Annotated in this window: 31 protein-coding genes; 25 read left to right on the top strand and 6 right to left on the bottom strand. The window is 67.7% G+C overall.

The genetic code is table 11. The features are described 5' to 3' along the window. The first annotated feature begins 50 nt into the window (after positions 1-50). The 4 genes from ATO6_RS00610 to ATO6_RS00595 all read left to right on the top strand — a co-directional run bounded on the left by ATO6_RS00610 (position 51) and on the right by ATO6_RS00595 (position 4010). Complete coding sequence (locus ATO6_RS00610; protein WP_088622023.1) at positions 51-1286, top strand: MFS transporter; 1236 nt, start codon at positions 51-53, stop codon at positions 1284-1286. Further along, the gene (locus ATO6_RS00605; protein WP_088622022.1) at positions 1270-2643 is read left to right on the top strand and encodes an MATE family efflux transporter; all 1374 of its coding nucleotides are present in this window, start codon (positions 1270-1272) and stop codon (positions 2641-2643) included. Before ATO6_RS00610 ends, ATO6_RS00605 begins: the two co-directional genes overlap by 17 nt. Positions 2644-2692: 49 nt before the next feature. Continuing rightward, positions 2693-3565, top strand: a complete 873-nt coding sequence (locus tag ATO6_RS00600) for a 50S ribosomal protein L11 methyltransferase (protein WP_088622021.1) — start codon at positions 2693-2695, stop codon at positions 3563-3565. A 106-nt stretch (positions 3566-3671) separates the two neighbouring features. After that, the gene (locus tag ATO6_RS00595; protein WP_088622020.1) at positions 3672-4010 is read left to right on the top strand and encodes a hypothetical protein; all 339 of its coding nucleotides are present in this window, start codon (positions 3672-3674) and stop codon (positions 4008-4010) included. A 99-nt stretch (positions 4011-4109) separates the two neighbouring features. On the opposite strand, the gene ATO6_RS00590 is transcribed toward ATO6_RS00595, so the two are convergent. Next, a complete protein-coding gene (locus tag ATO6_RS00590) occupies positions 4110-4316 on the bottom strand; it encodes a DUF1127 domain-containing protein (RefSeq protein ID WP_088622019.1) in 207 nt (68 codons plus the stop codon). A 344-nt stretch (positions 4317-4660) separates the two neighbouring features. On the opposite strand from ATO6_RS00590, the gene ruvC reads away from it, so the two are divergent. From ruvC to folD, 20 genes are all read left to right on the top strand, one after another. After that, positions 4661-5161, top strand: a complete 501-nt coding sequence (ruvC, locus tag ATO6_RS00585; RefSeq protein WP_088622018.1) for a crossover junction endodeoxyribonuclease RuvC — start codon at positions 4661-4663, stop codon at positions 5159-5161. Beyond that, the gene (gene ruvA / locus ATO6_RS00580; RefSeq protein ID WP_088622017.1) at positions 5158-5829 is read left to right on the top strand and encodes a Holliday junction branch migration protein RuvA; all 672 of its coding nucleotides are present in this window, start codon (positions 5158-5160) and stop codon (positions 5827-5829) included. The genes ruvC and ruvA overlap by 4 nt, the downstream gene beginning before the upstream one ends. A 61-nt stretch (positions 5830-5890) precedes the next feature. Further along, positions 5891-6919, top strand: coding sequence for a Holliday junction branch migration DNA helicase RuvB (gene ruvB, locus ATO6_RS00575; protein ID WP_088622016.1), 1029 nt, complete (start codon positions 5891-5893; stop codon positions 6917-6919). Further along, on the top strand, positions 6916-7230 hold the full coding sequence (locus ATO6_RS00570; protein WP_088622015.1) for a hypothetical protein: 315 nt from the start codon (positions 6916-6918) through the stop codon (positions 7228-7230). The genes ruvB and ATO6_RS00570 overlap by 4 nt, the downstream gene beginning before the upstream one ends. Beyond that, the gene (locus ATO6_RS00565; RefSeq protein ID WP_088622014.1) at positions 7220-7849 is read left to right on the top strand and encodes a hypothetical protein; all 630 of its coding nucleotides are present in this window, start codon (positions 7220-7222) and stop codon (positions 7847-7849) included. The genes ATO6_RS00570 and ATO6_RS00565 overlap by 11 nt, the downstream gene beginning before the upstream one ends. An 11-nt stretch (positions 7850-7860) precedes the next feature. Beyond that, a complete protein-coding gene (gene ybgC, locus ATO6_RS00560) occupies positions 7861-8250 on the top strand; it encodes a tol-pal system-associated acyl-CoA thioesterase (RefSeq protein ID WP_088622013.1) in 390 nt (129 codons plus the stop codon). A 125-nt stretch (positions 8251-8375) separates the two neighbouring features. After that, complete coding sequence (gene tolQ, locus ATO6_RS00555; RefSeq protein WP_088622012.1) at positions 8376-9074, top strand: protein TolQ; 699 nt, start codon at positions 8376-8378, stop codon at positions 9072-9074. 1 nt (position 9075) lies between these two features. After that, complete coding sequence (gene tolR, locus ATO6_RS00550; RefSeq protein ID WP_088622011.1) at positions 9076-9570, top strand: protein TolR; 495 nt, start codon at positions 9076-9078, stop codon at positions 9568-9570. A 9-nt stretch (positions 9571-9579) separates the two neighbouring features. Next, positions 9580-10803, top strand: coding sequence for an energy transducer TonB (locus tag ATO6_RS00545; protein WP_088622010.1), 1224 nt, complete (start codon positions 9580-9582; stop codon positions 10801-10803). Next, positions 10800-12125 (top strand): Tol-Pal system beta propeller repeat protein TolB, encoded by a 1326-nt coding sequence (gene tolB, locus ATO6_RS00540; protein WP_088622009.1) that lies wholly within the window; start codon positions 10800-10802, stop codon positions 12123-12125. Before ATO6_RS00545 ends, tolB begins: the two co-directional genes overlap by 4 nt. 84 nt (positions 12126-12209) lie before the next feature. Then, positions 12210-12737 carry a peptidoglycan-associated lipoprotein Pal gene (gene pal, locus ATO6_RS00535; RefSeq protein WP_176440781.1) on the top strand — a complete coding sequence of 176 codons (528 nt, stop codon included), beginning with the start codon at positions 12210-12212 and terminating at the stop codon, positions 12735-12737. A gap of 29 nt (positions 12738-12766) precedes the next feature. Next, a complete protein-coding gene (locus ATO6_RS00530) occupies positions 12767-13597 on the top strand; it encodes a tetratricopeptide repeat protein (RefSeq protein ID WP_088622008.1) in 831 nt (276 codons plus the stop codon). Beyond that, positions 13594-14868 (top strand): tRNA lysidine(34) synthetase TilS, encoded by a 1275-nt coding sequence (gene tilS / locus ATO6_RS00525; RefSeq protein WP_254919037.1) that lies wholly within the window; start codon positions 13594-13596, stop codon positions 14866-14868. Before ATO6_RS00530 ends, tilS begins: the two co-directional genes overlap by 4 nt. A gap of 80 nt (positions 14869-14948) precedes the next feature. Next, positions 14949-16865 carry an ATP-dependent zinc metalloprotease FtsH gene (gene ftsH / locus ATO6_RS00520; RefSeq protein ID WP_088622007.1) on the top strand — a complete coding sequence of 639 codons (1917 nt, stop codon included), beginning with the start codon at positions 14949-14951 and terminating at the stop codon, positions 16863-16865. Between the two features lie 105 nt (positions 16866-16970). Next, positions 16971-17747 (top strand): methyltransferase domain-containing protein, encoded by a 777-nt coding sequence (locus ATO6_RS00515; RefSeq protein WP_088622006.1) that lies wholly within the window; start codon positions 16971-16973, stop codon positions 17745-17747. A gap of 34 nt (positions 17748-17781) precedes the next feature. Beyond that, positions 17782-18387, top strand: coding sequence for an MOSC domain-containing protein (locus ATO6_RS00510; RefSeq protein WP_088622005.1), 606 nt, complete (start codon positions 17782-17784; stop codon positions 18385-18387). 301 nt (positions 18388-18688) lie between these two features. After that, the gene (locus ATO6_RS00505) at positions 18689-20365 is read left to right on the top strand and encodes a formate--tetrahydrofolate ligase (protein ID WP_088622004.1); all 1677 of its coding nucleotides are present in this window, start codon (positions 18689-18691) and stop codon (positions 20363-20365) included. Between the two features lie 31 nt (positions 20366-20396). Next, entirely contained in the window at positions 20397-20711 is a 315-nt protein-coding gene (locus ATO6_RS00500) for a chorismate mutase (RefSeq protein WP_088622003.1), read from the top strand. Positions 20712-20716: 5 nt separating this feature from the next. Continuing rightward, positions 20717-21277: a hypothetical protein gene (locus ATO6_RS00495; protein ID WP_141101904.1), complete on the top strand. Its 561-nt coding sequence runs from the start codon at positions 20717-20719 to the stop codon at positions 21275-21277. 7 nt (positions 21278-21284) lie between these two features. Beyond that, a complete protein-coding gene (gene folD, locus ATO6_RS00490) occupies positions 21285-22184 on the top strand; it encodes a bifunctional methylenetetrahydrofolate dehydrogenase/methenyltetrahydrofolate cyclohydrolase FolD (protein ID WP_088622001.1) in 900 nt (299 codons plus the stop codon). A 39-nt stretch (positions 22185-22223) separates the two neighbouring features. Here the strand turns inward: folD and ATO6_RS00485 are convergent, their stop codons facing one another. After that, positions 22224-22622 (bottom strand): DUF2306 domain-containing protein, encoded by a 399-nt coding sequence (locus ATO6_RS00485; RefSeq protein WP_088622000.1) that lies wholly within the window; start codon positions 22620-22622, stop codon positions 22224-22226. Between the two features lie 268 nt (positions 22623-22890). Here ATO6_RS00485 and ATO6_RS00480 point away from each other — a divergent pair, with 268 nt between their 5' ends. Then, positions 22891-23481: a LytTR family DNA-binding domain-containing protein gene (locus tag ATO6_RS00480; RefSeq protein WP_088621999.1), complete on the top strand. Its 591-nt coding sequence runs from the start codon at positions 22891-22893 to the stop codon at positions 23479-23481. Between the two features lie 3 nt (positions 23482-23484). On the opposite strand, the gene ATO6_RS00475 is transcribed toward ATO6_RS00480, so the two are convergent. The 4 genes from ATO6_RS00475 to ATO6_RS00460 all read right to left on the bottom strand — a co-directional run bounded on the left by ATO6_RS00475 (position 23485) and on the right by ATO6_RS00460 (position 25954). Then, positions 23485-23904 carry a PaaI family thioesterase gene (locus tag ATO6_RS00475; RefSeq protein ID WP_088621998.1) on the bottom strand — a complete coding sequence of 140 codons (420 nt, stop codon included), beginning with the start codon at positions 23902-23904 and terminating at the stop codon, positions 23485-23487. A 41-nt stretch (positions 23905-23945) separates the two neighbouring features. Next, the gene (gene pdeM / locus ATO6_RS00470) at positions 23946-24608 is read right to left on the bottom strand and encodes a ligase-associated DNA damage response endonuclease PdeM (protein ID WP_088621997.1); all 663 of its coding nucleotides are present in this window, start codon (positions 24606-24608) and stop codon (positions 23946-23948) included. A gap of 52 nt (positions 24609-24660) precedes the next feature. Further along, a complete protein-coding gene (locus ATO6_RS00465) occupies positions 24661-24987 on the bottom strand; it encodes a DUF1244 domain-containing protein (RefSeq protein WP_088621996.1) in 327 nt (108 codons plus the stop codon). A gap of 226 nt (positions 24988-25213) precedes the next feature. Then, complete coding sequence (locus ATO6_RS00460; protein ID WP_088621995.1) at positions 25214-25954, bottom strand: N-formylglutamate amidohydrolase; 741 nt, start codon at positions 25952-25954, stop codon at positions 25214-25216. Positions 25955-26027: the final 73 nt, after the last annotated feature.

Raw genomic sequence — 26027 nt, 5'->3', positions numbered from 1 at the left:
CGTCACGCGTTACCTCGCCAACCCCTTGGGAAGGGCGTAAGGGGATCCCCATGACGCGCACGACTCGCCTTTCCGACGCCCACTCCCTGCCACGCTGGCGGCGGCCGCAGGCGCTGCTGTTCCTCATGGCCGCAGCCATGCCCGTGGCCTTTGCGACGTGGTCGGCGCTGCTGAACAACTTCGTCATCGACGTGGCGAACTTCAACGGTTCGGACATCGGCTGGCTGCACACGGTGCGCGAGATTCCCGGCTTCCTCGCCATCGGCGTCATCGCGATCATCATCTTCGTGCGTGAACAGGTGCTCGGTCTCGTGTCGCTGGCGATGCTGGGTGCCGCCACGGCGGTGACGGCGTGGTTCCCGACCCTGGGCGGCATCCTGACGATCACGCTGCTCAGTTCGATCGGCTTCCACTACTACGAGACGGTGAACCAGTCGCTTCAGCTCCAGTGGCTGACCAAGGAAGAGGCGCCGCGCAAGCTTGGCCTCTTCGTGGCGACCGGATCGGCGGCGACGCTGGCCTCCTACGGGCTGATCGTGCTGCTCTGGGAACCGCTGGGGCTGACCTACAACATCGTCTACATGCTGGCGGGCGGCTTCACGTTCTGCGTTGCCCTCTTCGCGATGTTCGCCTTTCCGCAGTTCGAGGCGCCCAATCCGCAGGTCAAGAAATTCGTCCTGCGCCGCCGCTACTGGCTCTACTACCTGCTGCAGTTCATGGCGGGCGCGCGGCGGCAGATCTTCGTGGTCTTCGCCGGCTTCATGATGGTCGAGCGGTTCGGCTACGACGTGCACGAAGTGACGGCGCTGTTCCTGATCACGCTGGTCTGCAACATGGTCTTCGCACCCCTGATCGGCCGCGCTGTCGGGCGGTTCGGGGAACAGCGGACGCTGCTGTTCGAATATGCGGGGCTGGTGACCGTCTTCACGCTCTACGGCGGCATCTACATGTTCGGCTGGGGCGTGCTGCTGGCCTCGGTGCTCTATATCATAGACAACCTGCTGTTCGCGATGGCGCTGGCGCTCAAGACCTACTTCCAGAAGATCGCGGATCCCGGTGACATCGCCCCGACGGCGGCGGTGGCCTTCACGATCAACCATATTGCGGCGGTCTTCCTGCCTGCGGCCCTCGGCTATCTGTGGCTGGCCTCGCCCGCCTCGGTCTTCGTGCTGGCCGCCTGCATGGCCAGCGGATCGTTCCTGCTGGCCACGCTGATCCCGCGCCACCCCGAACCCGGCAACGAGACCCGCATCCAGCGGTTCAATTTCCGTGTCGCTGCGGAGTGATCAGGACGCCCGGACGCCCCCCAAGGCCCGGTTCCTGACCGGGTCCACGATGCGGCACGTCGTGGTCATGTCGATCGCGGGATCGCTTGGCCTGTCGTTCCTGTTCCTGATCGACTTCCTCGCGATGTTCTGGGTCAGCCAGTACAACAACGAGGTCTGGGTCTCGGCCATCGGCTTCGCCTTCGCGATCCAGTTCTTCCCGGCTTCGATGAACGTCGGCATGATGATCGCGACCATCGCGATCTACGCCCGCGCGCTCGGGGCGGGGGAGATCGACCGCGCCCGGCGCATCGCGACGGTGGGGATCCTGTCGGGGGTCGGGGCCCAGGTCGCCTTCTCGACGCTGCTGTGGTTCACCCGCTACGACCTGCTGGCGATCAGCGGCGCGAACGGAGAGGCGCGGGAACTGGCGGCGGATTTCCTGTCCGTCTCGCTGTTCGGGATGCCGCTGATGGTGGCCGGGATGACCATGTCCGCCGTGGTCCGCGCGACCGGTGACGCGGTACGTTCCACGATGGTCACGGGCACCGCGGCGCTGGTGGCGCTGGTGGTCGATCCGTTCAACATCCTCTACCTCGGCCTAGGCGTGCAGGGGGCCGCGATCTCGGTCATCATCACGCGGGGGGTGATGACGGTGCTGGGGTTCTACTTCCTCGTCATTCACCACGGCATGGCCGCCCGCCCGAGGTGGGAGGACTTCCGTCTGATCTTCCGCCTGTGGGTCGTCATCGCGATCCCCGCGATCTTCACCCAGTGCTCGACCCCCTTCGGCAACTGGGTCCTGATGCGCGCGATGGCCGATTTCGGTGACAGCGCGACGGCGGCGCTCGGCGTGGTCCTGCGGCTGACGGTGCTGGTGTTCGGGGGCATTTTCGCGCTGTCCGGGGCCATCGGCGGCATCCTCGGCCAGAACTACGGCGGGGGACAGTTGGACCGGGTGGCGCAGGCCTACAAGGACGCGCTGATCTACTGCATCGGCTACACGCTGGTGGCGTGGATCGCGCTGGCGTCGATGTCCGGCCCGCTGGCGCGCGGGTTCGGCCTGTCGCCGGAAGGGGCCGAGGTGATGCACTTCTTCACCTTCTACATGGCGCCCGCGCTGGCCTTCACCGGTGCGCTCTACGTGGCGAACGCCGCGTTCAACAACCTCGGGCGGCCGATCAGCGCGACCATCGCCAACTGGATCCGCGACGGGCTGCTGACCTGGCCGCTGGCCTTCGGGCTGGGCGCGGCCTATGGCGCGAACGGGGTGCTGATGGGGCAGGCGGGCGCGGCGATCCTTGCGGGCACCATCGGCGCATGGATCGGCTGGCGCTACGTGAAGGGCCTGCGCGACCGGCCCAAGACCGGCGCTTGACGCAGGTCCCGGCGGGACCTAAGCGCAACGCACCGCAAGGAGACCGCCGATGCCCACCTACACCGCCCTGACCACCCTTCCCGGCAAGGCCTCCGCCGAAGCCCTCGGCGAGGCGCTGGAAACCCTGATCCCGGAACCGACCGGTGTCGGCGTCTTCGAGATCGAGGACGACAGCGGGTTGTGGGAGGTCGGCGGCTACTTCACCGAGGCGCCGGACGAGGCCGGACTGGCGCTGCTGGCCATGGTGCACGGGGCCAAGGATTTCACCGTATCGGAACTGCCGGAAACCGACTGGGTCGCGCATGTGAAGCGGGAGCTGTCGCCGGTCGTCGCCGGACGGTTTTTCGTCTACGGCAGCCATGACGCGGACAAGGTGCCCGGCGACAAGATCCCCCTGCTGATCGAGGCGGCGATGGCCTTCGGCACCGGCCACCACGGCACCACGCAGGGCTGTCTGAGGGCCATCGACCGGCTGGCGACCGAGGGGCTGAACCCGGTCGCCGTCGCCGACATCGGCTGCGGGACGGCGGTGCTGGCCATGGCCGCCGCACGGGTCTGGGACATCACGCCGGTCGCGGGCGACATCGACCCGGTCGCGGTCGAGGTGGCCGATGCGAACCTCGCCGCCAACGGCATGGCCGGACGGGTGACCTGTGTCGAGGCGACGGGCTTTGGCCATCCCGCCATCGCGGCGGCGGCGCCGTATGACCTGATCCTCGCCAACATCCTCAAGGCGCCCCTGATCGACCTCGCACCCGATGTCTCGGGCCACCTGTCGCGGGGCGGTTACGCGATTCTGTCGGGCCTTCTGAACGAGCAGGCCGAGGAGGTGTTGCGGGCCTACGAACAATGCGGATTGAAGCAGGCGCATTGTGAACGGATCGGCGACTGGACGACGCTGACTCTGCAGAAGTCCTTGTAAATAAGCCTCATTCGGACGGCGGAAATCCGCGCAGCCACGAAATTGCCTTATTTCGACGTTACCCAAACGTCAAATTTCTGATCGAGGCAGTGCAATGAGCGTGGCTATGAAAAGCTTTCAGGACCGCCTGAAATTCATCGACCGCAGGGCGCGGTCGCTGGAGGGCGGCTATCATCCCAAGGTCCGCAAGGACGGTCTGATCGACCTCGTCCCGGACCGCAAACCGCTGCGCAAGCGGGTCCCGATGAAATACGTCATCGGCCTGCTGGCCGGCGTGATCGGGTACAAGGTTTTCCTGCTGATCCGGATGGGCGAGGCAGGCTATGCGGCCAAGCTGGCATCGCTGGCGCAGGGCGAGACCGTCGAGAAGATCGGCGCGACGCTGATGCAGATCGACCCGGTGACCCGCATGATGACGGATTTCATCGCGCCCTTCGTCAGCTGACGCAGCTGTCATCCCCCAAAAGAAAAAGCCGCGCCCTTTCGGGTGCGGCTTTTTACTTTCCGGGGCTGCGGCAGCAATGGCCCCGGAGGGTCCGATGACTCAGCGGGCGGTGACGTCGTCGATGTCGCCCCGGCACAGGCCGATGTCGTCCAGTTCGCGATCCGTCAGGCGCGACAGCGCGTTGCGGGTCACCCGCGCGTCGTTCCAGTCGGCGACGGTGATGATGGCGTTCGAGATGAACCGGCCGATGCGGCCATAGAGGACAGCAGAAGCGGCCTGCGTGCCCGAGATGTATTGTGCAGCCATTGTGCAAATCCTTGTTCGCGGTGTTTGTCTTGATGGCGCGGCAGGTATTCTCAAACTGCACACAAAACAAGCAGCGCGATTTGCATAGGCCGCATGCGTTTTCTGCATGACTCAGAAGTTCCGTAAGGGCATGAAAATACGTCATAAATCTGCCGAATTGGCTGTCGCTAACGGCGTCGGAAATGACGTTTTCAGACTGCGGATGTCGCGAGTGTCACCCGAATGTCGAATTTTCTGCTTGCGCGGGGCACCGGGTCTTTGTCCTTGGCGGATGTTCCCGTTTCGTGCTAGCGTCGCATCAAAGACACACCGGAGCCATCCGGGACGGGCAGAAGGGGCTGGCAATGCGGGTTTTGGGGATCGACCCCGGTTTGCGCAATCTTGGCTGGGGCGTGATTCGCGTCGACGGCAGCCGGATTTCCCATATCGGAAACGGAATCTGCCAGGGCGACGGCGACACGCTGGCCGAACGCCTGCTGTCCCTGCACCGCCAGCTGACCGAGGTGGTCGCGGCTTATCAGCCCGACGCGGCGGCGGTGGAACAGGTCTTCGTCAACCGCGACGGTGCGGGCACGCTGAAGCTGGGGCAGGCACGGGGCATCGCGCTGCTGGTGCCGGCGGCGGCGGGGCTGGCGGTTGGGGAATATGCGCCGAACACGGTCAAGAAGTCGGTGGTCGGTGTCGGCCACGCGCAGAAGCAGCAGGTGCTGCACATGGTCCGTCTGCAACTGCCGGGGGCCGAGATCGCGGGCCCGGACGCGGCGGATGCGCTGGCCATCGCCATCTGCCACGCGCTCCACCTCGGGACGGGCCGGGCCATCGCGCAGGCGAAGGTGCGGGCATGATCGGCAAGATTTCCGGCCGGATCGACTATCGCGCGGACGATCACGTTCTGATCGACGTGAAGGGGGTCGGGTATCTGGTCTATTGCTCGGACCGGGTACTGGCGTCACTGCCCGGCGTCGGCGAGGCCGTGGCGCTCTATACCGACCTGCTGGTGCGCGAGGATGTCCTGCAGCTCTTCGGTTTTCCGACCCTGGTCGAGAAGGAATGGCATCGGCTGCTGATGACGGTGCAGGGCGTGGGGGCGAAGGCCTCGCTCGCCATACTCGGTGCGCTCGGGCCGGAGGGCGTCAGCCGGGCGATCGCGCTCGGTGACTGGAACGCGGTGAAGGCGGCCAAGGGGATCGGGCCCAAGACGGCGCAGCGGGTGGTGATCGAGCTGAAGGACAAGGCCCCCGCGGTCATGGCGATGTCCGGTCGCGGCGCGGCCGCCTCGGCGCCGGACGCGGTGATCGACGATGCGGACCCTGTCGCGACCCCCCGTCCGGCACCGGCCAGGGCGCAGGGCAGCGGCGCGGCACAGGCCGAGGCCTTGTCGGCGCTGACCAACCTCGGCTATGCGCCGGGTGAGGCGGCTTCGGCCGTGGCGGAGGCGGCGGGCGCGACGCCCGAGGCCGACACCCCCGCCCTGATCCGCGCCGCGCTGCGCCTGCTGGCGCCGAAAGGATAGGAATGACCGGACCCGACCGCTCATCGCGCCCTGACGCGCGCGCCTCGCTGGGGGCGCGGCGATGACCGGTTCCGATCCCGCCCTGCGCCCCGAACGGCTGCCCGAGGACGAGGCGTCGGACACCCGGGCCCTGCGCCCGCAGCAGTTGTCGGAATTCATCGGCCAGGCCGAGGCGCGGGCGAACCTGCGGGTGTTCCTCGAGGCTGCGCGGCGGCGGGGCGAGGCGATGGATCACACGTTGTTCCACGGCCCGCCCGGCCTGGGCAAGACCACGCTGGCGCAGATCATGGCGCGGGAACTGGGCGTCAACTTCCGCATGACCTCGGGCCCGGTGCTGGCCAAGGCGGGCGATCTGGCCGCGATCCTGACCAACCTCGAGGCGCGCGACGTCCTCTTCATCGACGAGATCCATCGCCTGAACCCGGCGGTCGAGGAAGTGCTCTATCCCGCGCTGGAGGACTTCGAACTGGACCTTGTCATCGGCGAGGGGCCGGCGGCACGGACGGTGCGGATCGAACTGCAGCCCTTCACGCTGGTCGGCGCGACCACGCGGCTCGGGCTGTTGACCACGCCGCTCAGGGACCGCTTCGGCATCCCCGTCAGGCTCCAGTTCTACACCGAGCCGGAGTTGCACGAGATCGTCACCCGCAACGCCCGCCTGATGGGGGCGCCCGCCGACGAACAGGGCGCGCTGGAGATTGCGCGGCGGGCGCGGGGCACGCCCCGGATCGCCGGGCGGCTGCTGCGGCGGGTGGCGGATTTCGCGCAGGTCGAAGGCGACGGGCGGATCACGCGAGAGCTGGCCGACATGGCGCTGACGCGGCTCGGGGTCGATCACCTCGGCCTCGACGGCGGCGACCGGCGCTATCTCAAGATGATCGGCGAGGAATACGGCGGCGGGCCGGTCGGGATCGAAACCCTGTCGGCCGCGCTGAGCGAGAGCCGCGATGCGCTGGAGGATGTGATCGAGCCCTACCTGCTGCAGCAGGCGCTGATCCAGCGCACCCCGCGCGGGCGGATGTTGGCGCAGAAGGGCTGGCGGCACCTCGGGCTGACACCGCCGCGGAACCAGACGGACCTCTTCGAATGACCGACCTCAGCGCGCTTCAGGCCCGCGCCGCGCGGGTCAATGCCATTTACCGCGACAGCTTTGGCATCGCGGACGACCCGGCCTTCTACATCGGCAAGATCGCCGAGGAGGCGGGCGAGGCGGTCGGTGCGCATCTGCGCCTGCACGGGCTGTCGCGGGGCGGAGATGGTGACGCGCGGCAGGCGCTGGAGGACGAACTTGCCGATCTCTTCGGCTTCCTGCTGGTCTATTGCGACCGGTTCGGCGTCGATCTGGACACCGCGTTCGAACGGAAATGGGGCCGCTACCTGGAGCCGCGCGATGACGCCTGACGAGATCGAGAGCCTGTTCACCACGCCCGAAGGCTACCGTTTCGCCCGCTGGTCCCGGCCCGTCGTGCCGGTGATCTTCGGCGTCGAACAGCAGACGCTCGGCGTGCTGAAGGCGGCGATCGAGGCGACGGTCTTTGCCGCCGGTCACAGGATGGCCGAGACGGATGCCGAACTGGGCGCGAACCTGATGATCTTTTTCCTGCGGGACTGGCAGGATCTTGCCGCGCTCGACAACCTCGACCGGATGATCCCCGATCTGCACGACCTGCTGCCCCGGCTGGAACAGGGCGGCGCGCTGCAGTACCGGACCTTCCGCTTTGACGAGGCGGGCGGGATCAAGGCGGCCTTCGTGTTCCTGCGGATGGCCGGGGGGCTGGCCGACCAGCCCGCCGCCGATCTCGGGCTGGAGCAGGCGGTCAAGGCGCTGCTGCTCTGGGGGCCGGGGGCGTTCCGCGACCGCAGCCCGCTGGCGGTGCCGCAGGGCGGGGGCGACGCGCTGCTGCATCCGGACGTCGCGGCTTTGATGCGCGCGGCCTATGAACCGGTGATGCCGGTGGCCGCGGACGACGCCAGCCACGCGCTGAGGCTCTCGGCCCGGATGGGGCTGACGGGACACTGAAGGGGACGAGGATGGAGCACCGGTTCGACCTGCGGGTCTACTACGAGGACACCGATCTGGCCGGGATCGTCTACTATGCGAACTACCTGAAGTTCATCGAACGGGCCCGCAGCGAATGGGTCCGGACGCTGGGCATCGACCAGGTCAGGATGAAGGCCGAGGACGGCATCGTGTTCGCCGTCCGCCGGGTCGAGGCCGACTATATCTCGCCCGCCCGGTTCGACGATCAGCTGACCGTCCACACCACGACCGAAGCGGTGACCGGGGCGCGGATCGTGCTGAAACAGGACGTCCTGCGCGACGGCGAAGTGCTGTTCACCGCTCACGTTACACTCGTCGCTCTGTCAGAAACCGGTCATCCCGTGAGGCTTCCGGCAAATATCCGCCTGCTGATGCACTGAAAGCATCACCGCGAAGTCACTCGCGGCAATGTGTTGGCGTTTGCAATTGCTTTACTGTATTTTCCTGCGCAATCGGGCCGAATAAAGACGCCATCAAGGCGGGCCGACAGCAACGAGCAGGCAGAATGGAAACAGAAAGTCTCGCCCTCGGACAGGGGATGGATTTCTCCATGTGGGCGCTATTCGCGCAATCGACCTTCACCGTGAAGATCGTGATGATCATGCTGATCTTCGCGAGCTTCTGGTCGTGGTCGATCATCATCCAGAAAATCATCGCCTACCGGTCCGCCCGGCGCGAGGCGGCGCGGTTCGACCGGGAGTTCTGGTCGGGCGAGCCGCTGGACGAGCTCTATGACCAGATCGGCGCCGATCCGAGGGGCCGGTCACAGCGCATCTTCGCCAGCGGCATGACCGAATGGCGCCGGTCGCACCGCGACGACGGCGCGTTGATCGCCGGGGCGCAGGCGCGGATCGACCGCAGCATGGACGTCGCGATCGCCAAGGAATCCGAACGGCTGCAGAGTGGCCTGCCGGTGCTGGCCACCGTCGGCTCCACCGCGCCGTTCGTCGGCCTGTTCGGGACGGTCTGGGGCATCATGCACGCCTTCATCGGCATTGCCGAACAGCAGAACACCAACCTTGCCGTCGTGGCCCCCGGTATCGCCGAGGCGCTGCTGGCCACCGCACTGGGGCTGGTCGCGGCCATTCCGGCGGTGATCTTCTACAACAAGCTGTCGACCGACGCGGACCGTATCGTCGGCAACTACGAAGCCTTCGCGGACGAATTCTCGACCATCCTCAGCCGGCAACTGGACGCCGCCTGATATGGGGGCCGCCGCGATACAGAAGGAAGGCGGGGACAACCACCGCCGGGGCCGCCGCCGTGGCGGCCGTGCCCGTCCCATGGCCGAGATCAACGTCACGCCTTTCGTGGACGTGATGCTGGTGCTGCTGATCATCTTCATGGTCGCCGCCCCGCTGATGGTCGTGGGCGTTCCGGTGCAGCTGCCCAAAACGGCTGCCCGTTCGCTGCCTTCGGACCAGGAAGAGCCTTTGACCGTGACGGTGACCGCCGAGGGGACCATCACGCTGCAGACCACCGAGGTCGCGCCGGACGAACTGATCGCCAAGCTGCGCGCCATCGCGGCGGAGCGTGAAGGCGACCGCGTCTACCTGCGGGCGGACGGCTCGGTCCCTTATTCCGAGGTGGCGGTCGTCATGGGCGCGCTGAACCGTGGTGGCTTCACCAATATCGGCCTCGTGACCGACAACGGCGGCCCGGCGCTTGATGGCACCGGCGCGCAGCCGTCGGGGAACTAGGGGCGCATTTTGCATGTCGGGCACGTCATATCCGGGGCCGCCCATGCGGGGCTGATCGGCTGGATGCTGTTCGGCTCCTTCGCCGTGCCGCCGTCGCCCGAGATCGAGGTGACCGAGGTCGCGCTGGTCTCGAACGAGGAATTCGCGGCGATGATGTCCGCGCAGCAGCCGCCCGAGGCCGCGACGGGGGTCGAAGAGCCGTCGCCGCCGCCCGACGAGGGCACGCCGCCGCCCGAGGTGTCCGACACGACCGACAGCCAGCCCGAACAGGCCGAGCCCGCGCCGACCGAGACCGCACAGCCGGATCCGACGCCCGCTCAGCCGGACCCGATCCCGCCGCAGCCCGCCGAGGTCACCGACCGTGCACCCGACATCACGCCGCCGAGCGAGGATATCGCCGCGGTTCAGCCCGAACCCACGCCGGAGCCCGCGCCCCGCGACGTGCCCCGTGTCGCTCCGCGCCCGGTGGAGCGGCCCGAGCAGGACGTGAAGGTCGACGAGGTCGTGCGCGAGCCGGCGACCGAGGAGGCGCCCGCCGAGGAACAGCGCGAGGAAAAGGAAGCCACCGCGCCTGAGGAAGCGACGACCGAGATCGTGACCGAGGCCGAGAAGCCCAAGACGCTGGCGCCGAGCGTGTCCAAGCGTCCGCAGGCCCGCCCGGCGGTCCGCGTCGCGGCGGCAGAGCCCGAGCCGAAGCCAGAACCGAAGCCCGAGCTGAAGCCGGCCGCCGAGAAGAAACCCGATCCGAAGCCTGCGGCCGAACCCAAGCCCGCCCCGAAACCGGCGGCGGAAAAGAAGCCCGATCCGAAACCGGCGCCGAAGAACGACGAAAAAGCCATCAACGCCGCGCTGGAAAAGGCGCTCGGCGGGGGCGAGACGTCCAATCCGGCACCGACCGCACCTGCTGGTCGGCCGATGACCGGGTCCGAAAAAGAGGCGCTTCGCGTCGCGGTTTCGAACTGCTGGAACACCGGTAGCCTTTCTTCTGACGCGCTTCGCGTTACCGTGGAAGTATCTGTGACCATGACGGAGGACGCGCGGCCCGTGTCTGGCAGCATCAGGATGGTGTCGTCCTCGGGCGGCAGCGACGCCTCGGCCCGTCAGGCGTTCGAGGCGGCCCGCCGCGCGATCATCCGTTGCGGCGCGACCGGCTACGGCCTGCCGACCGAAAAGTTCGATCACTGGCGGGAAATCGTCATGACCTTCAACCCCGAGAAGATGCGGATCAAATGAGACACCTCTTGACGCTCGCCCTCGCGGCTTTCGCTACCATCGCCCCGCTCGCGGCACTGGCCCAGGGTGGTCCGCTCAGGATCGAGATCACCGAAGGCGTGATCGAACCCCTGCCGTTCGCCGTCCCGAACTTCGTCCCCGAGAACGCGGCGGCCGCGTCGATGGCGGCGCAGATCGCGCGGGTCGTGTCCGAGGATCTGACCGGCACGGGACTGTTCCGGGAAATCCCGGCCTCGGCCCACATCAGCCAGGTCAGCAGCTTTTCCAGCCCGGTCCAGTATGCCGACTGGAAAGCGATCAACGCGCAGGCGCTGATCACCGGCGCGGTGTCCATGGACGGTGGCGGGCGGCTGACGGTCAAGTTCCGGCTCTATGACGTCTTTGCGGGGCAGGAGCTTGGCTCGGGACTGCAGTTCAGCGGAACCGAGGCGGGCTGGCGGCGCATGGCGCACAAGGTGGCCGACGCGGTCTATTCGCGGATCACGGGCGAGGGCGGCTATTTCGACAGCCGCGTCGTCTACGTGTCCGAGACGGGCCCCAAGGACAACCGCCGCAAGCGCCTCGCGATCATGGATTACGACGGCGCGAACCTGCAGTTTCTGACCGACAGCGCGTCCATCGTGCTCGCGCCCCGGTTCTCGCCCTCGGGCGACCGGGTGCTCTACACCAGCTACGAAACCGGACGCCCGCAGATCTTCGTGCTCGACGTCGCCAGCGTGGGGCGGCGGGTGCTGCCGACGCAGGGCGGCAACATGGCCTTCTCGCCGCGCTTTGGTCCGAACGGGCAGACGGTGGTCTATTCGATGGAGCAGGGCGGCAACACCGACCTCTACATGATGAACGTCGCCTCGGGCCAGTCGACCCGGTTGACCAACGCGCCCTCGATCGAGACCGCGCCCAGCTTTTCGCCCGACGGCAGCCGCATCGTGTTCGAAAGCGACCGCTCCGGCACGCCGCAGGTCTATGTCATGTCCGCAAGCGGCGGCGAGGCGACGCGCATCTCCTTCGGTCAGGGCCGCTACGGCACCCCGGTCTGGAGCCCGCGCGGCGACCTGATCGCCTTTACCAAACAGTCCAAGGGCCGGTTCCACATCGGTGTCATGCGCACCGACGGGTCCGAGGAACGTCTGCTGACCGCCAGCTTCCTCGACGAGGGGCCGACGTGGTCGCCGAACGGGCGCGTCATCATGTTCACCCGCGAAACGCAGGGCGCGCAGGGGGCGTCGTCGCTCTACTCCGTCGACATCACCGGCCGGAACCTGAAACGCGTCCGCACCGATGGCGGCGCCTCGGACCCGGCGTGGTCGCCATTGCAGAACTAGGGCCATGCGTTCCTTTCGCGAAAGCCCTGTGGTAAGACCCGAACCAACGATAACAACTCTATCCGCCAGAACGAGGCACGAGACATGAGCATTCTGAACCGCGCGGCCATCCTGCTGATCGCCGCGCTCGCCCTTTCCGCCTGCTCCAACAAGGACAGGTTCGACAATGCCGGCGCTGGCGCCGGAGGTGCCGGCAGCGGCGCCGGCGCGGGCGTCGTGCCCGGCAGCGCCAACGACCCGGCCTCGCCCGCCTATTTCCAGCAGGCCGTCGGTGACCGCGTGCTGTTCCTCGTCGACCAGTCGACCCTGACCGACGAAGGCCGGGCCACGCTGGACGGGCAGGCCCAGTGGCTGCTGACCAACACCGACTACCAGGCCACGATCGAAGGCCACGCGGACGAACAGGGCACGCGGGAATACAACCTCGCCCTCGGCGCGCGGCGCGCGAACACGGTGCGGGAATACCTGCTGTCCAAGGGCGTCGCCGGCACCCGGCTCAAGACCGTGAGCTACGGCAAGGAGCGCCCGATTGAAATCTGCTCCGAAGAGGCCTGCTATGCCAAGAACCGTCGCGCGGTGACGGTCATCGCGGCAGGCGGTCTGACGAGCTGACCTGACACAACCCGCTGGGGGGCCATTTCATGCGCGCATTCGTCTTTATCCTGAGCCTGGTGATCGGCAGCGGCCTTTCCGTGCCGGGCGCGAGGGCGCAGGCGAGCGATGAGACCCTCGCCGACATCCGGCAGGAACTGTCGGTTCTCTTCGTCGAGATCCAGAAGCTCAAGCGCGAGCTCTCCACCACCGGCGGTGCGGGCACCGTTGCGACGGGCGGCTCGGCGCTGCAGCGGCTGGATGCGATCGAGGCCGAGGTTCAGCGGCTGACCTCCAAGACGGAAACGCTGGAACACACGATCAACAGCGTCGTCTCGGACGGGACCAACCGGATCGGGGATCTGGAATTCCGGCTGGTGGAGCTTGAAGGCGGCGACGTGTCCAAATTGGGCGACACCCCGACGCTGGGCGGCGTGACACCGGGTCCGGTGGCCGCCGCGCCGGCCGATCCGGTCAAGCCGCCGGAAACCGAACTGGCGATCAGCGAAGAGTCCGATTTCAAGCGGGCGCAGGACGCGCTGGCCGCAGGCGACAACCGGTCGGCGGCGGATCTCTTTGCCGCGTTCGGGGAAAGCTATCCCGGTTCCCCGCTCGAGGCGCAGGCACAGATCGGGCGCGGCAAGGCGCTGGAAGCCCTGGGCGAGATCAGCCAGGCCGCCCGCAGCTACCTCGCCGCCTTCTCGGGCGCGCCGAACGGGCCGCACGCGGCCGAGGCGCTCTATAATGTCGGGCGGATGCTGGGCGCACTGGATCAGGTGCAGGAAGCCTGCGTAACGCTGCGCGAAGTGCCGGCACGGTTCCCGTCTTCGCCCTTTGCCGGGCAGGCGCAGACCGAGATGCAGGCACGGGCCTGTCAGTGACCGAAGGCGACCAGGCGGTCGCGGACCGGCTGCTGCGCGAAGTGGTGGCCGGACATTTCCTTCCGACCCCACCGGAACGCATCGGCCTCGCCGTCTCGGGGGGCAGCGACTCCACGGCGCTGATGGCGCTGATGGCGGAGTATTTCGGTGACCACCCCTGCCGTCCCGAACTTCACGTCGTAACGGTCGACCACGGCCTGAGACCCGAAGCCGCCGCCGAGGCCGAGGCGGTCGGACGTTCGGCGGGCGCGCTTGGACTGAAGCATCATGTCCTGCGGTGGCGGGGATGGGACGGGCAGGGCAACCTGCAGGACGCCGCGCGCCGGGCGCGCTATCGGCTGATCGGGGAATGGGCCTGTGAACACGGGATCGGGGCGATCGCGCTTGGTCATACGGCGGACGATCAGGCCGAGACTTTCCTGATGCGGCTGGCCCGTGCCTCGGGCGTGGACGGGTTGTCCGGCATGGCGACGACACGGCGCTTTGACGGGATCGCGGTGGTTCGACCCATGCTGAGCCTGCGCCGGTCCGATCTGCGCGGCTATCTTGAACGGCGGGGGATGGCCTGGATCGACGACCCGTCGAACGAGAACACCGATTTCGAGCGGGTGCGCATCCGCCAGGCGCTGTCGGCGCTCGAACCGCTGGGGCTGGACGTGCCGACGCTCTGCACCGTGGGGCAGAACCTGTCCTCGATCCGCGAGACGCTGGACTGGTACGCCTTCAACGAAGCGCATGACATCGCCAGGGTCGAATGCGGCGACGTGGTCATCGCCATGCGGGACCTGCGGCGCATGCAGCCCGAGATCCTGCGCCGGATCCTCGTCAACGCCATCGGCTGGATCGCGGGCCATCCCTATCCGCCCCGGCGCCGCGCGATGCTGCTGCTGATCGAAGCGCTGCGCAGTGGCCATGGCATGACACTGGGCGGCTGCCTGTTCACGGTCGCGCGGGGCGAGGTGCGGGCCACGCGGGAATTTCAGGCGGTGTCCGGCGCCACCGCCGCGCCGGGTGCTGCGTGGGACAGGCGCTGGCTGCTCACCGGACCCTGGCCGGAAGGTGCCGAGATCCGCGCGCTCGGTGAGGCCGGTCTTGCCAGTTGCCCCGACTGGCGGGACACTGGGATGCCGCGGACAAGCCTGCTGGCCTCGCCCGCCGTCTGGCGGGGCGACGGGCTGATCGCCGCGCCGCTGGCCGGACTGTCGGGGGGCTGGACGGCGGAACTGTCACGCGGCTCCGAAGCGTTCTATGCGGCGTTCCTGTCTCATTGAACGTCGGCGGGTGAAACTTATTTAATGTTCACAGCCCCTGTGATAGCTCCGGGGGATCGTGCATGTGAGGAGAGGCTTCCTTGGGAACCGCTAGAAACATCGCCTTCTGGGTCGTTTTGCTGCTGTTGATCGTGGCGCTGTTCAATCTGTTCAGTGGTTCCGGCAACACGCTGCAAAGCCGCGAGATCGCCTATTCCCAGTTCGTTCAGTCCGTGAACGACGGTAACGTTGCGTCAGTGACGCTCGACGGGGAACAGGTCAGGTTCCGCGGGACCGACGGCAAGGATTACGTCACCATCAAGCCGGATGACGCCGAACTGACCAACCTGCTGATCGACCGGGGCATCCCCGTCAGCGCCAAGAGCCAGGAGGAGTCGGGCTTCCAGTCCTTCATCATCTCGCTCCTGCCGATCCTGCTGCTGATCGGGGTCTGGGTCTATTTCATGAACCGCATGCAGGGCGGCGGCAAAGGCGGGGCCATGGGCTTTGGCAAGTCGCGGGCCAAGCTGCTGACCGAAAAGCATGGCCGCGTGACCTTCGACGACGTCGCAGGCATCGACGAGGCCAAGGAAGAGCTGGAAGAGATCGTCGAATTCCTGCGCAACCCGCAGAAATTCAGCCGTCTCGGCGGCAAGATCCCCAAGGGCGCGCTGCTGGTCGGCCCTCCGGGCACCGGTAAGACGCTGCTGGCCCGTGCCATCGCGGGCGAGGCGGGCGTGCCGTTCTTCACCATCTCGGGTTCCGACTTCGTGGAAATGTTCGTCGGTGTCGGCGCAAGCCGTGTCCGCGACATGTTCGAGCAAGCCAAGAAGAACGCGCCCTGCATCGTCTTCATCGACGAGATCGACGCCGTCGGCCGTCACCGTGGCGCAGGCTATGGCGGTGGTAACGACGAACGCGAGCAGACGCTGAACCAGCTGCTGGTCGAGATGGACGGCTTCGAGGCGAACGAGGGTGTCATCATCCTGGCCGCCACCAACCGCCGCGACGTTCTGGACCCCGCGCTGCTGCGTCCGGGCCGCTTCGACCGCCAGGTCACGGTGCCGAACCCCGACATCAAGGGCCGCGAGAAGATCCTCAACGTCCACGCCCGCAAGACCCCGCTGGGGCCGGATGTCGACCTGCGCATCATCGCGCGCGGCACGCCGGGCTTCTCGGGTGCCGACCTTGCGAACCTCGTGAACGAGGCCGCGCTGATGGCCGCCCGCGTGGGTCGCCGCTTCGTGACGATGGTCGATTTCGAGAACGCCAAGGACAAGGTCATGATGGGCGCCGAACGGCGCAGCATGGTCCTGACCGCGGATCAGAAGGAAAAGACCGCCTATCACGAGGCCGGACATGCCGTCGTCGGCCTGGAACTGCCCAAGTGCGACCCGGTCTACAAGGCGACGATCATTCCCCGAGGCGGTGCGCTCGGGATGGTGGTCTCGCTGCCGGAGATCGACCGCCTGAACTGGCACAAGTCAGAATGCGAGCAGAAGCTCGCCATGACGATGGCCGGCAAGGCGGCCGAGATCCTCAAGTACGGCGAGGGCGACGTGTCGAACGGCCCGGCGGGCGACATCCAGCAGGCCAGCGCGCTGGCCCGTGCGATGGTGCTTCGCTGGGGGATGTCCGACAAGGTCGGCAACGTCGACTACGAGCAGGCGCACGAAGGCTACATGGGCAACGGCGCCGGCGGTTTCTCGGTCTCGGCTCACACGAAGGAGCTGATCGAGGAAGAGGTCAAGCGCATGATCGACGACGCCTACCAGTGGGCGTTCAAGATCCTGTCCGAGAAGAAAGAGGAATGGGAACGTCTGGCGCAGGGGCTTCTGGAATACGAAACCCTGACCGGCGAAGAGATCAAGCGCGTGATCAAGGGCGAACCGCCCCACGCCGACGCGGACGAGGACGACAACTCGGACGCGGGATCCGCCCCCTCTGTCACGGCCATTCCCAAGACCAAGCCGCGCGCCAAACCGGGCGGCGGGATGGAGCCGGAACCGACGGCCTGACGCCACGTCATCGGATCAAGGGCCGGGAGCTTCCCGGCCCTTTCCTTTTGCCATCGGCCATGTTTGTGTGCCGACGTATGCAATGCTTGCAGGGGGAGGCATCGTATGTCCCGCACGGACTGGAACCCGGAACTCTACAGCCGCTTCGCCGGTCTGCGCCTGCGCCCCGCGCTGGACCTGCTGGCGCAGGTCGGCACACTGCCGGACGGGCCGGTCTGCGATCTGGGCTGCGGGACGGGCGTCGTCGGTCCGATGCTCAAGACGCGGTTCCCCGACCGTGAGTTGACCGGAATGGACAGCTCGACCGCCATGCTGAAGAAGGCGGACGAGACCGGGGCCTACGACACGCTGGAAAAGGCGGATATCGCGAACTGGTCGCCCGAGGACAATTTCGCGCTGATCTTCTCCAACGCGGCGCTGCACTGGCTGGACGATCACGAGTCGGTTCTGGAACAGCTTGTCCGCTACCTGCGCCCCGGTGGCACGCTGGCGGTGCAGGTCCCGAACCAGAACCGCGCCCCGTCGCACCGCATCTGGCTGGACCTCGTGGGCGAACATTTCCCCGGCCGCGTCAAGCCCGAGACGATCCCCGGCGTGATGGAGCGGGGGGAGTATTTCCACACGCTCGCGCCGTTCGGAGCGGTCGACCTGTGGGAAACCGAGTACTTCCAGCGGCTGCCCGCCTCGGACGAAGGCCATCCGGTCCGGCACTTCACATCCTCCACCTTCGCGCGCCCGGTGCTGGACCGGCTGGACGAGGGCGAGACGGTGATGATCGAAAAGCTCTACGACGAGGTCATGGAGAAAGCCTATCCGCGCCAGCCGGACGGTTCGGTGATCTTCCCCTTCCGGCGGCTTTTCTTCAAACTGGAAAAATCCTGACCCGGCCGCCGATGGCGTCCCCCGAGAGAGCGCCATGCCCGCACTGAAAAAGACAGACTACACCGCCGAAATCGTCTGGCTCGGCACCGTCGCCGATCGCGACGCCGCGCTGGCCTCGGCGCCGCTGCAATCGCTGGACCTGAGCTTTGCCGGTCCTGCCAACGAAGCGCATGGCGGCGAGACACGGCCGTCCTGCAGCCGGGTGCTGGGGCTCTATCCCCGCGACACGCCGATCCGCAACGTGCGGCAGCTGAGCATCCTGTCGGAAGAGGAACTTCAGGCCATCGCCGGGAAAATGGGCCTCGACCGGATCGACCCGGCGTGGCTGGGCATGACGATGCTGGTGCGGGGGATCCCGGATTTCACTCATCTGCCGCCGTCCTCGCGTCTGCAGGGGCCGGGGGGATGCACGCTGACAGTGGATATGGAAAACCGCCCTTGCCAACTGCCCGCGCGGGTGATCGAGGATCACAGGCCGGGGTTCGGCAAGGCGTTCAAGCAGGCCGCCGAAGGCAGGCGCGGCGTGACCGCCTGGGTGGAACGCGAAGGGCGCCTGACCGTGGGCGACACCCTTCGCCTGTTCATTCCCGACCAGCCAGCCTGGTCGGACATCGGCCTTGCCCGTGGCATGGCCGTCTGACGCGTCAGGCCACGATCGCTGCGAAGAGGATCAGGCTGAGGGCGAAAGAGGCGTGGATGGTGATTGCGGCAGCTTTCAACGTCTCGCTCCTTGGTTGGACTGTTCCATCGTTGCGGGACAAACCCCTAATATTGGGTAAATGTTCCATCGCGCCCCAATTCCCGGCATGGGGACACAGGTTTCGGATGCGAAACCCGATCTGCCGAAATCATCCACCATAAGGTCGGAATCGCCGCGCATCCCGCTCGCAGGCACGGGTAAGACCGGTGCAGAACACGCATAGCCGCAAGGGTCCACGGCCATGAGCTTCAAATCCGATATCGAGATCGCCCGCGAGGCGGACAAGAAACCCATTCAGGAGATCGGTGCGAAACTCGGCATTCCGCTGAACCAGCTGCTGCCCTACGGCCACGACAAGGCCAAGGTCGGGCAGGGCTTCATCGACAGCGTGCAGGACCGCCCGAACGGCAAGCTGATCCTCGTCACCGCGATCAACCCGACGCCCGCGGGCGAGGGCAAGACGACCACCACCGTGGGCCTCGGCGACGGGCTGAACCGGATCGGCAAGAAGGCCGCGATCTGCATCCGCGAGGCCAGCCTCGGCCCCTGCTTCGGCATGAAGGGCGGGGCGGCGGGCGGCGGCTATGCGCAGGTGGTGCCGATGGAGGATATGAACCTCCACTTCACCGGCGATTTCCACGCGATCACCAGCGCCCACAACCTGCTGTCGGCGATGATCGACAACCACATCTACTGGGGCAACGAGCTTCAGATCGACGAACGCCGCGTGGTCTGGCGGCGCGTCATGGACATGAACGACCGCGCGCTGCGCGACATCGTCACCTCGCTCGGCGGCGTGTCCAACGGCTTTCCCCGGCAGACCGGCTTCGACATCACGGTCGCGTCCGAGGTCATGGCGATCCTCTGCCTCGCCACATCGCTCGGGGACCTGCAGCAGCGCCTCGGCGACATCATCGTCGCCTACCGCCGCGACCGGACGCCGGTCTACTGCCGCGACCTCAAGGCCGACGGCGCGATGACGGTGCTGCTGAAGGACGCGATGCAGCCGAACCTCGTCCAGACGCTGGAAAACAACCCGGCCTTCGTCCACGGCGGCCCCTTCGCCAACATCGCGCACGGCTGCAATTCCGTCATCGCCACCACCACCGCCCTGAAATGCGCGGATTTCGTGGTGACCGAGGCGGGCTTCGGCGCGGACCTCGGGGCCGAGAAGTTCATGAACATCAAGTGCCGCAAGGCCGGCCTCGCGCCCGACTGCGTGGTGCTGGTCGCGACCGTCCGCGCGATGAAGATGAACGGCGGCGTGGCGCGCGGCGACCTGGGGGCCGAGAACGTCAAGGCGGTCGAAGCGGGCTGTCCGAACCTCGGGCGGCACATCGCGAACCTCAAGCAGTTCGGCGTGCCGGTGGTCGTGGGGATCAACCATTTCCACGGCGACACGGAGGCCGAGATCGAGGCCGTGAGGGCCTATGTCGCAGAGCAGGGCGCCGAGGCGATCCTGTGCCGCCACTGGGCCGAAGGTTCGGCCGGGATCGAGGACCTCGCCCGCCGGGTGGCCGAGATCGCCGAGAGCGGCGTCAGCCAGTTCGCGCCGCTCTATCCGGACGACATGCCGCTCTTCAAGAAGATCGAGACTATCGCGCAGCGGATCTACCGCGCGGAGGACGTGATGGCGGACAAGAAGATCCGCGACCAGCTGAAGGCATGGGAAGAGGCAGGATATGGCGGCCTGCCGGTCTGCATGGCCAAGACGCAGTATTCCTTTTCGACCGACCCGAACCTGCGCGGCGCCCCCGTCGGGCACAACCTGCCGATCCGCGAGGTGCGGCTGTCGGCGGGGGCCGGGTTCATCGTGGTGATTTGCGGGGAAATCATGACCATGCCGGGCCTGCCGCGGGTTCCGTCCGCCGAGGCGATCATGCTAAACGACGCCGGACAGATCGAGGGGCTGTTCTGAGCCCGCCTGGGGCCGGGACGAGGGCAGGGACATGACGCGCAGACATCCCGACGAGATCGACACGCTGGACGGGCTGAGGGCCCAGATCGACGCCATCGACAGCGAGGTCCTGCGCCTTCTCGGCGAGCGAACGGCGCATGTGGACCGCGTCGCGGTGATCAAGCACGCGACCGGAGTCAGCGCGGCGGCGCCGGGGCGCTACGCGGCGGTCATCGCCTCGGTCCGCGACAGGGCGGCGGCGGCGGGGATGGACCCGGACATGGCCGAGGCGATGTGGCGGGTGATGATCGAAGGCTTCATCGCGCGCGAGGAAAAGGTTCTCGGGACCGGGGGCGTTGACGGATGATCGGCGTGCTGAACCGGACAGGGGCGGCGCTGGCCACGATCTGGCTGCTTGCCGGGACCGCCACGGCGGGCGAATGGTTTCAGCACCAGTACGGCGAGCTGCGCGCCTATCACGGCGACTGGCTGGCGGTCTGCGCCGATGCGGGCGCGGGACCCTGCCGGGTGGTGGCCTCGGCCAAGGATCCGGGCTCGGCGGCGTTCTTCGACAGGCGGATCGCGGTGCACCGGATCGACAACAGTCCCGACTGGGCGGTCGAGGTGATGGACCGCGACCTGCCCGCGGGCGACGTGACCGCCCTGCGCTTCGTGTTCGACGGCGTGGCCGAGGAGGTTCCGGCAGGCCTCTGGACGCCCGGCGCGCTCGATGCGGCCAATGCGGCCGACACGCTGAGCCTGCGCGACCCGGATCTTGCGGGCAGGCTGGTCGAACGGATGAAGGCCGGCAACCGGCTGGTCGTGGAGTATTCACCGGCCGGCGCCGGCGACGGCACGGCGGAATTTTCCCTGCGGGGCGTGACGGCGGCAATGAATGCCGTTCAGGCGCGTGTCCTCGCACGTCAGGAATGAGGATCAGATGACGGCCAAGATACTGGACGGCAAGGCATTCGCGGCGACGATCCGCGAAAAGGTCGCGGCGCATGTGAGCGCGCTCAAGGACAAGGGCATCCACCCCGGCCTCGCCGTCGTGCTGGTCGGCGAGGACCCGGCGAGCGAGGTCTATGTCCGCAACAAGGGCATCGCGACCCGCGAGGTCGGGATGGCCAGCTTCGAACACAAGCTGCCCGCCGATGTGTCCGAGGCCGATCTCTACGCCCTGATCGACCGGCTGAACGCCGATCCGGCGGTCAACGGCATCCTCGTCCAGTTCCCGGTGCCGGATCACCTGTCCGAACGCGACATCGTGGCTCGGATCGACCCGGCCAAGGATGTCGACGGGCTGTCGGTCATCAATGCCGGGCTGCTCGCCTCGGGCCAGAACGCGATGGTGTCCTGCACCCCGCTCGGCTGCCTGATGCTGCTGCGTGATACGCTGGGGTCGCTGTCCGGGCTCGACGCGGTGGTGATCGGGCGCTCCAACCTCGTCGGCAAGCCGATGGCGCAGCTGCTGCTGCGGGACAGCTGCACGGTGACGATCGCGCATTCCCGGACGAAGGACCTGGCCGCAACCGTCCGCCGCGCCGACATCGTCGTGGCCGCCGTCGGCCGCGCGCAGATGGTGCCCGGCGACTGGATCAAGCCGGGTGCGACGGTGATCGACGTGGGCATCAACCGCATCCCGGCGCCCGAGCGGGGCGAAGGCAAGACGCGGCTGGTCGGGGACGTGGATTTCGACACCGCCAAGGAGGTCGCGGGCGCGATCACCCCGGTGCCGGGCGGCGTCGGCCCTCTCACCATCGCCTGCCTGCTGGCCAACACCGTCACCGCCGCCTGCCGCGTCAACGGCCTGCCGGAGCCGGAGGGACTGACGGCCTGAACAGGGGGCCCCGATCGCTGGAGCATGCCTGGGGCGGGTTCAGCCGCCCGCCACCACCTCGAACATCAGGCGGCCGGGCAGGACGGTGAACGCACCCGCGCCGAGCAGTGCGCCGAACACCAGCATCCGCATCGCGCGGCGGTGCTGCCGGACGTGACCGCGCCGCGCTGCCAACACCGCGACTGCCAGCGACGCCAGCGTAAAGATCGAAAGCAGGTGGATCGGGCTGAACGGGCCGACCATCCGGATCGTATGGATGCCGAAGCTCGACAGGGCCACCAGCGCCATGCCGCCCGCCCAGATGCGGCCGCTGACGCGGTGCAGGGGCGTGCCCTTGCGCGCCGCCAGCAACAGGACGGTCAGCGGCACGAGAAGGATGGCGGAAAAGGCGTGGATCTGTATCACCGGGCTGGCGTGCAGAAGGGGGGCGAGGCTCATGGTCGTCTCCTGACTTGTCTGTCTCGTCCATGACGTGCGAGACAGGCCCGGACCGCGACAATCGCGGTTCCGTCAGCGACCCGGAGCCTTCGCCAGTGACCGTCCCCGAGACCCGCCTGTCATCCGCGCTTCGTGAGCGACAGGGCCTCGTCGCGCCGCTTGTGCTCTGGGCGGTGATCACGCTGGCCTGCGGGGTGACCGGGCCGTTCGGCACCTACGAGTCGTTGAGCGCTGAAGGACGCTGGACCTACTGGGCGCTGGTCGCCGCATGGTCCATCGGCGCGGCGCGGCGCGGGGGCGGGGGCAACTGCGGCGGCGTCTGGATTTGCAGGGGGCGCGGGCCGAGGCGCTGCGGGTCGTGTCCTGGCCGGTGATCGCGGGCGGGGTTGTGGCGCTGAATGCGCTGATGCTCGGTGCCTGGGATGACATGGCACATTTCGCGATCCTGACCGGGATCGTCGCGCTGGTGGAAGGCGCGGTCGCGGTGACGGCCTGGCTGGCCGATGGCCGGGTCCATGCGCCAGCAACCGAGCCGGGTGCGCCGCCGGGTGATCGTTTCCTGCGCCGCCTGCCGCTGGACAAGCGTGGCCGACCGGTGCGGGTCGAGGCGCAGGATCATTACCTCTGTGTCGTGACATCCGCCGGGCAAGGCCTGATCCTGATGCGCCTGGCGGATGCAGAGGGCGAGCTGGACGGGGTCGAGGGGCTGCGCGTGCACCGGTCGCACTGGATTGCGCGGGCGGGCGTCACGCGGCATGTCAGGCGGGACGGGCGCGATTTCCTGGCGATGGCCGACGGGGTGGAGGTGCCGGTCAGCCGGTCCTACCGCGCCGCCGCGCGCGCGGCCGGGCTGTTCTGAGCCTCAGGCCGGGACCGGCATCATGGTGCCTTGCAACAGCGCGACGGTTTTGGATGTGCCACCGGTCAGTGCAACGACCTCTGCCGTCACGACCGAAACGCGCCGTCCGGCCCGTTCCACCCGCCCGGTCGCGACGAGTTCGTCGCCCATGCCGGGGGCGAGCAGGTTGATCTTGATCTCGACCGTCAGGATCTCGTGTCCCGGCACGGCCTGTGTCAGCGCGGCATAGCCTGCCGCCGTGTCGCCGATGGTGAAGCTCAAACCCGCATGGGCAAAGCCCTGCTGCTGACGGGATCCCGGCAGGATGGGGGCACGGATCTCGACCAGACCCGGTTCGACACGGGTCAGCCGCGCGCCGAGGGTGGCGAGCATGGAGGAACGGTCGAAACTGGATTGCACACGGGCGAAGAGCGGATCTGTCATGCGCGCGACATTGCCGCGCCGGTGCACGGGCGACAAGGGGCCTAGCGCGGCATCGGGATCGCGCGGGGGGTCGGGCCGGTCAGGATCGCCAGCGCGCCGGGCTGCATCAGCGTGGCAAGCGCCGGATCGGTGCAGCGCAGGCCGCCGGTATAGGCGCCGTAGGCCGGCAGGATCAGGCGCGCGCCGTCGATCAGGAAGCAGGGACGGGTGATCCCGCGCCCACGGGCGGACAGGGTCGCCTTGGGGTGGTAATGGCCGCTGATTTCGGCCCGCCCCGCCGGGGTGGCGATGTGGCGGAACACCAGCGGTCCCGCCTCCAGTTCCGCCAGGTGCTGACCGCCGAGGCCGACGGGGCCGGGATCGTGATTGCCCTCGATCCACACCCATCCCCGACCGGCCTGAAGGCGCATCAGCCACAGTACCTCGTCCTCGGTCAGCGCATCCGCCGCCGCCGCGTCGTCGAAGCTGTCGCCGAGGCAGATCACCTGGTCGGGCCGCGTCGCCTCTATATCCGCGTCGAGGCGCGACAGCGTCTCCTGCGTCTCGTAGGGCGGTAACTGGGTGCCGCCGCGCCTTGCGGTGCGTTCGGATTTGCCCATGTGCAGGTCCGAGACGATCAGCGTCCTTTCCCCTGCCCACCAGAGCGCGCCGGAGCCGAGGGCGGCCAGCTCGGCCCCGCAGAAGGTGAAGGCATGGGTGTTCATGCTGTGTTCCTGCCAAGCGCCCGCGTGTTTGGCAAGGGGGCTCGCGCCGGGATCAGCCCCGGTCGTCGCCCACGTTTTCGCGATAGGACTGCTCGAAGGCGGCTTTCTTGGCGTCGTCGGCCTCGGTCTGGCTCTGCGCCTTCCAGTCGTCGTAGGGCATGCCGTAGTAGATCTCGCGCGCCTCGTCCTTGGACATCTCGATGCCGCGGGCGTTGGCGGCCTCCTGATACCAGCGGCTGAGGCAGTTGCGACAGAAGCCGGCGAGGTTCATCAGGTCGATGTTCTGAACGTCGGTGCGCTTTTCCATCAGGTGCTCGCGCAGTGCGCGGAAGGCGGCGGCTTCGAGTTCGATCTGGGTCTGTGCGTCGATCTGGGTCATGGTGGAGCCCTTTCGGTGGTTTGGCGTGAAGGTAAGCGCCTCGTCGGGGCAATGAAAGGTCAGACATGGGACCCTTTTCCCGAACAGGCGCTGTGTCACCCGCGCGCTGACCTTGGGCAGAGGAGGTTCGTGCCCGGGATAAAGCACGCCGATCAGCCGTCGGGGCGCCCACCCACGGGCAGGCCTTCCCCCGTTGCGATTGCGTTTTGGGGCGCTCTCGCCCGACCTACAGCTTCGCTCCCGCCAGCGCCTCTTTCAGCATCGGCGCGAGGCGCAGGGCCCATGCCTTCTGGTCCTCCGGGGTCCCGATCAGATCGTTCCGCAACTCGATCAGCACGTTCGGCCGCCCGTGCCGCAGGGCGTGCCGGTCGACCGCGTCCCCCGGCAGGTGCCCGGTGTAGGGCTCGTTGTCCCCCACCGTCAGGTCCGGCTCCTGCCGCAGCCTTTCCATCAGCACCCGCGCCAGCCGGTCGTCCGCCGCGTAGAGCACCCCGATCTGCCAGGGCCGTTTCGGCTTGCCGCGCAGCTGCGGCGTGAACGAATGCACCGACACCAGCACGGTATCCGTCCGCCGCGCCGCCAGCGCCGCCAGCGCGCCGTGGTAGGGCCGGTAGCAGGCCTCCAGCCGCCGCTCCAGTTCCTCGCGCCCGGCGTGGCGGTTCGCGGGGATGATGGAGCCGTCGTAGAGCTTCATCAGCAGGGTCGGATCGTCCTCGCCCCGGTTCGGGTCGATCACGAGGCGCGAGAAGTTCGACAGGATCGCGGGCCCGTCCAGCGCCTTGGCCAGTTCCGCCGTCACCCCGGCCGCGCCGACGTCATAGGCGATGTGGCGGGCCATGTCCTCGGCCGGCAGGCCGAGGTCTCCGCCGCCGACGAAGTCCGGGACCGTGTTCGCCGCGTGATCGCAGGTCACCAGCCAGCGCGACGGGCGGTCCCTGCCCAGAATTTCGTAAGCTTCGTATGTCATCAGCCTGTTGTCCGCGCGGGATAGCTCTGGCGTGGTTGTTGCCCAATTGGAAAAGCGCAATACTGCGGCGGAC

The organism is Oceanicola sp. 22II-s10i, assembly GCF_002210105.1.
GTDB lineage: Bacteria > Pseudomonadota > Alphaproteobacteria > Rhodobacterales > Rhodobacteraceae > Pseudooceanicola.
Note: the sequence above shows the minus strand (reverse complement) of the source record. Positions and strands in the feature narration are given on the sequence as shown.

What these genes read in the sequence shown, in the direction of transcription:
- ATO6_RS00610 (WP_088622023.1), top strand. Translation starts at nt 51, where the DNA reads ATGACGCGCACGACTCGCCTTTCCGACGCCCACTCCCTGCCACGCTGG.
- ATO6_RS00600 (WP_088622021.1), top strand. Translation starts at nt 2,693, where the DNA reads ATGCCCACCTACACCGCCCTGACCACCCTTCCCGGCAAGGCCTCCGCC.
- ATO6_RS00595 (WP_088622020.1), top strand. Translation starts at nt 3,672, where the DNA reads ATGAAAAGCTTTCAGGACCGCCTGAAATTCATCGACCGCAGGGCGCGG.
- ATO6_RS00590 (WP_088622019.1), bottom strand. Translation starts at nt 4,316, where the DNA reads ATGGCTGCACAATACATCTCGGGCACGCAGGCCGCTTCTGCTGTCCTC.
- ruvC (WP_088622018.1), top strand. Translation starts at nt 4,661, where the DNA reads ATGCGGGTTTTGGGGATCGACCCCGGTTTGCGCAATCTTGGCTGGGGC.
- ruvA (WP_088622017.1), top strand. Translation starts at nt 5,158, where the DNA reads ATGATCGGCAAGATTTCCGGCCGGATCGACTATCGCGCGGACGATCAC.
- ruvB (WP_088622016.1), top strand. Translation starts at nt 5,891, where the DNA reads ATGACCGGTTCCGATCCCGCCCTGCGCCCCGAACGGCTGCCCGAGGAC.
- ATO6_RS00570 (WP_088622015.1), top strand. Translation starts at nt 6,916, where the DNA reads ATGACCGACCTCAGCGCGCTTCAGGCCCGCGCCGCGCGGGTCAATGCC.
- ATO6_RS00565 (WP_088622014.1), top strand. Translation starts at nt 7,220, where the DNA reads ATGACGCCTGACGAGATCGAGAGCCTGTTCACCACGCCCGAAGGCTAC.
- ybgC (WP_088622013.1), top strand. Translation starts at nt 7,861, where the DNA reads ATGGAGCACCGGTTCGACCTGCGGGTCTACTACGAGGACACCGATCTG.
- tolQ (WP_088622012.1), top strand. Translation starts at nt 8,376, where the DNA reads ATGGAAACAGAAAGTCTCGCCCTCGGACAGGGGATGGATTTCTCCATG.
- tolR (WP_088622011.1), top strand. Translation starts at nt 9,076, where the DNA reads ATGGGGGCCGCCGCGATACAGAAGGAAGGCGGGGACAACCACCGCCGG.
- tolB (WP_088622009.1), top strand. Translation starts at nt 10,800, where the DNA reads ATGAGACACCTCTTGACGCTCGCCCTCGCGGCTTTCGCTACCATCGCC.
- pal (WP_176440781.1), top strand. Translation starts at nt 12,210, where the DNA reads ATGAGCATTCTGAACCGCGCGGCCATCCTGCTGATCGCCGCGCTCGCC.
- ATO6_RS00530 (WP_088622008.1), top strand. Translation starts at nt 12,767, where the DNA reads ATGCGCGCATTCGTCTTTATCCTGAGCCTGGTGATCGGCAGCGGCCTT.
- ATO6_RS00515 (WP_088622006.1), top strand. Translation starts at nt 16,971, where the DNA reads ATGTCCCGCACGGACTGGAACCCGGAACTCTACAGCCGCTTCGCCGGT.
- ATO6_RS00510 (WP_088622005.1), top strand. Translation starts at nt 17,782, where the DNA reads ATGCCCGCACTGAAAAAGACAGACTACACCGCCGAAATCGTCTGGCTC.
- ATO6_RS00505 (WP_088622004.1), top strand. Translation starts at nt 18,689, where the DNA reads ATGAGCTTCAAATCCGATATCGAGATCGCCCGCGAGGCGGACAAGAAA.
- ATO6_RS00500 (WP_088622003.1), top strand. Translation starts at nt 20,397, where the DNA reads ATGACGCGCAGACATCCCGACGAGATCGACACGCTGGACGGGCTGAGG.
- folD (WP_088622001.1), top strand. Translation starts at nt 21,285, where the DNA reads ATGACGGCCAAGATACTGGACGGCAAGGCATTCGCGGCGACGATCCGC.
- ATO6_RS00485 (WP_088622000.1), bottom strand. Translation starts at nt 22,622, where the DNA reads ATGAGCCTCGCCCCCCTTCTGCACGCCAGCCCGGTGATACAGATCCAC.
- ATO6_RS00480 (WP_088621999.1), top strand. Translation starts at nt 22,891, where the DNA reads ATGGTCCATCGGCGCGGCGCGGCGCGGGGGCGGGGGCAACTGCGGCGG.
- ATO6_RS00475 (WP_088621998.1), bottom strand. Translation starts at nt 23,904, where the DNA reads ATGACAGATCCGCTCTTCGCCCGTGTGCAATCCAGTTTCGACCGTTCC.
- pdeM (WP_088621997.1), bottom strand. Translation starts at nt 24,608, where the DNA reads ATGAACACCCATGCCTTCACCTTCTGCGGGGCCGAGCTGGCCGCCCTC.
- ATO6_RS00465 (WP_088621996.1), bottom strand. Translation starts at nt 24,987, where the DNA reads ATGACCCAGATCGACGCACAGACCCAGATCGAACTCGAAGCCGCCGCC.
- ATO6_RS00460 (WP_088621995.1), bottom strand. Translation starts at nt 25,954, where the DNA reads ATGACATACGAAGCTTACGAAATTCTGGGCAGGGACCGCCCGTCGCGC.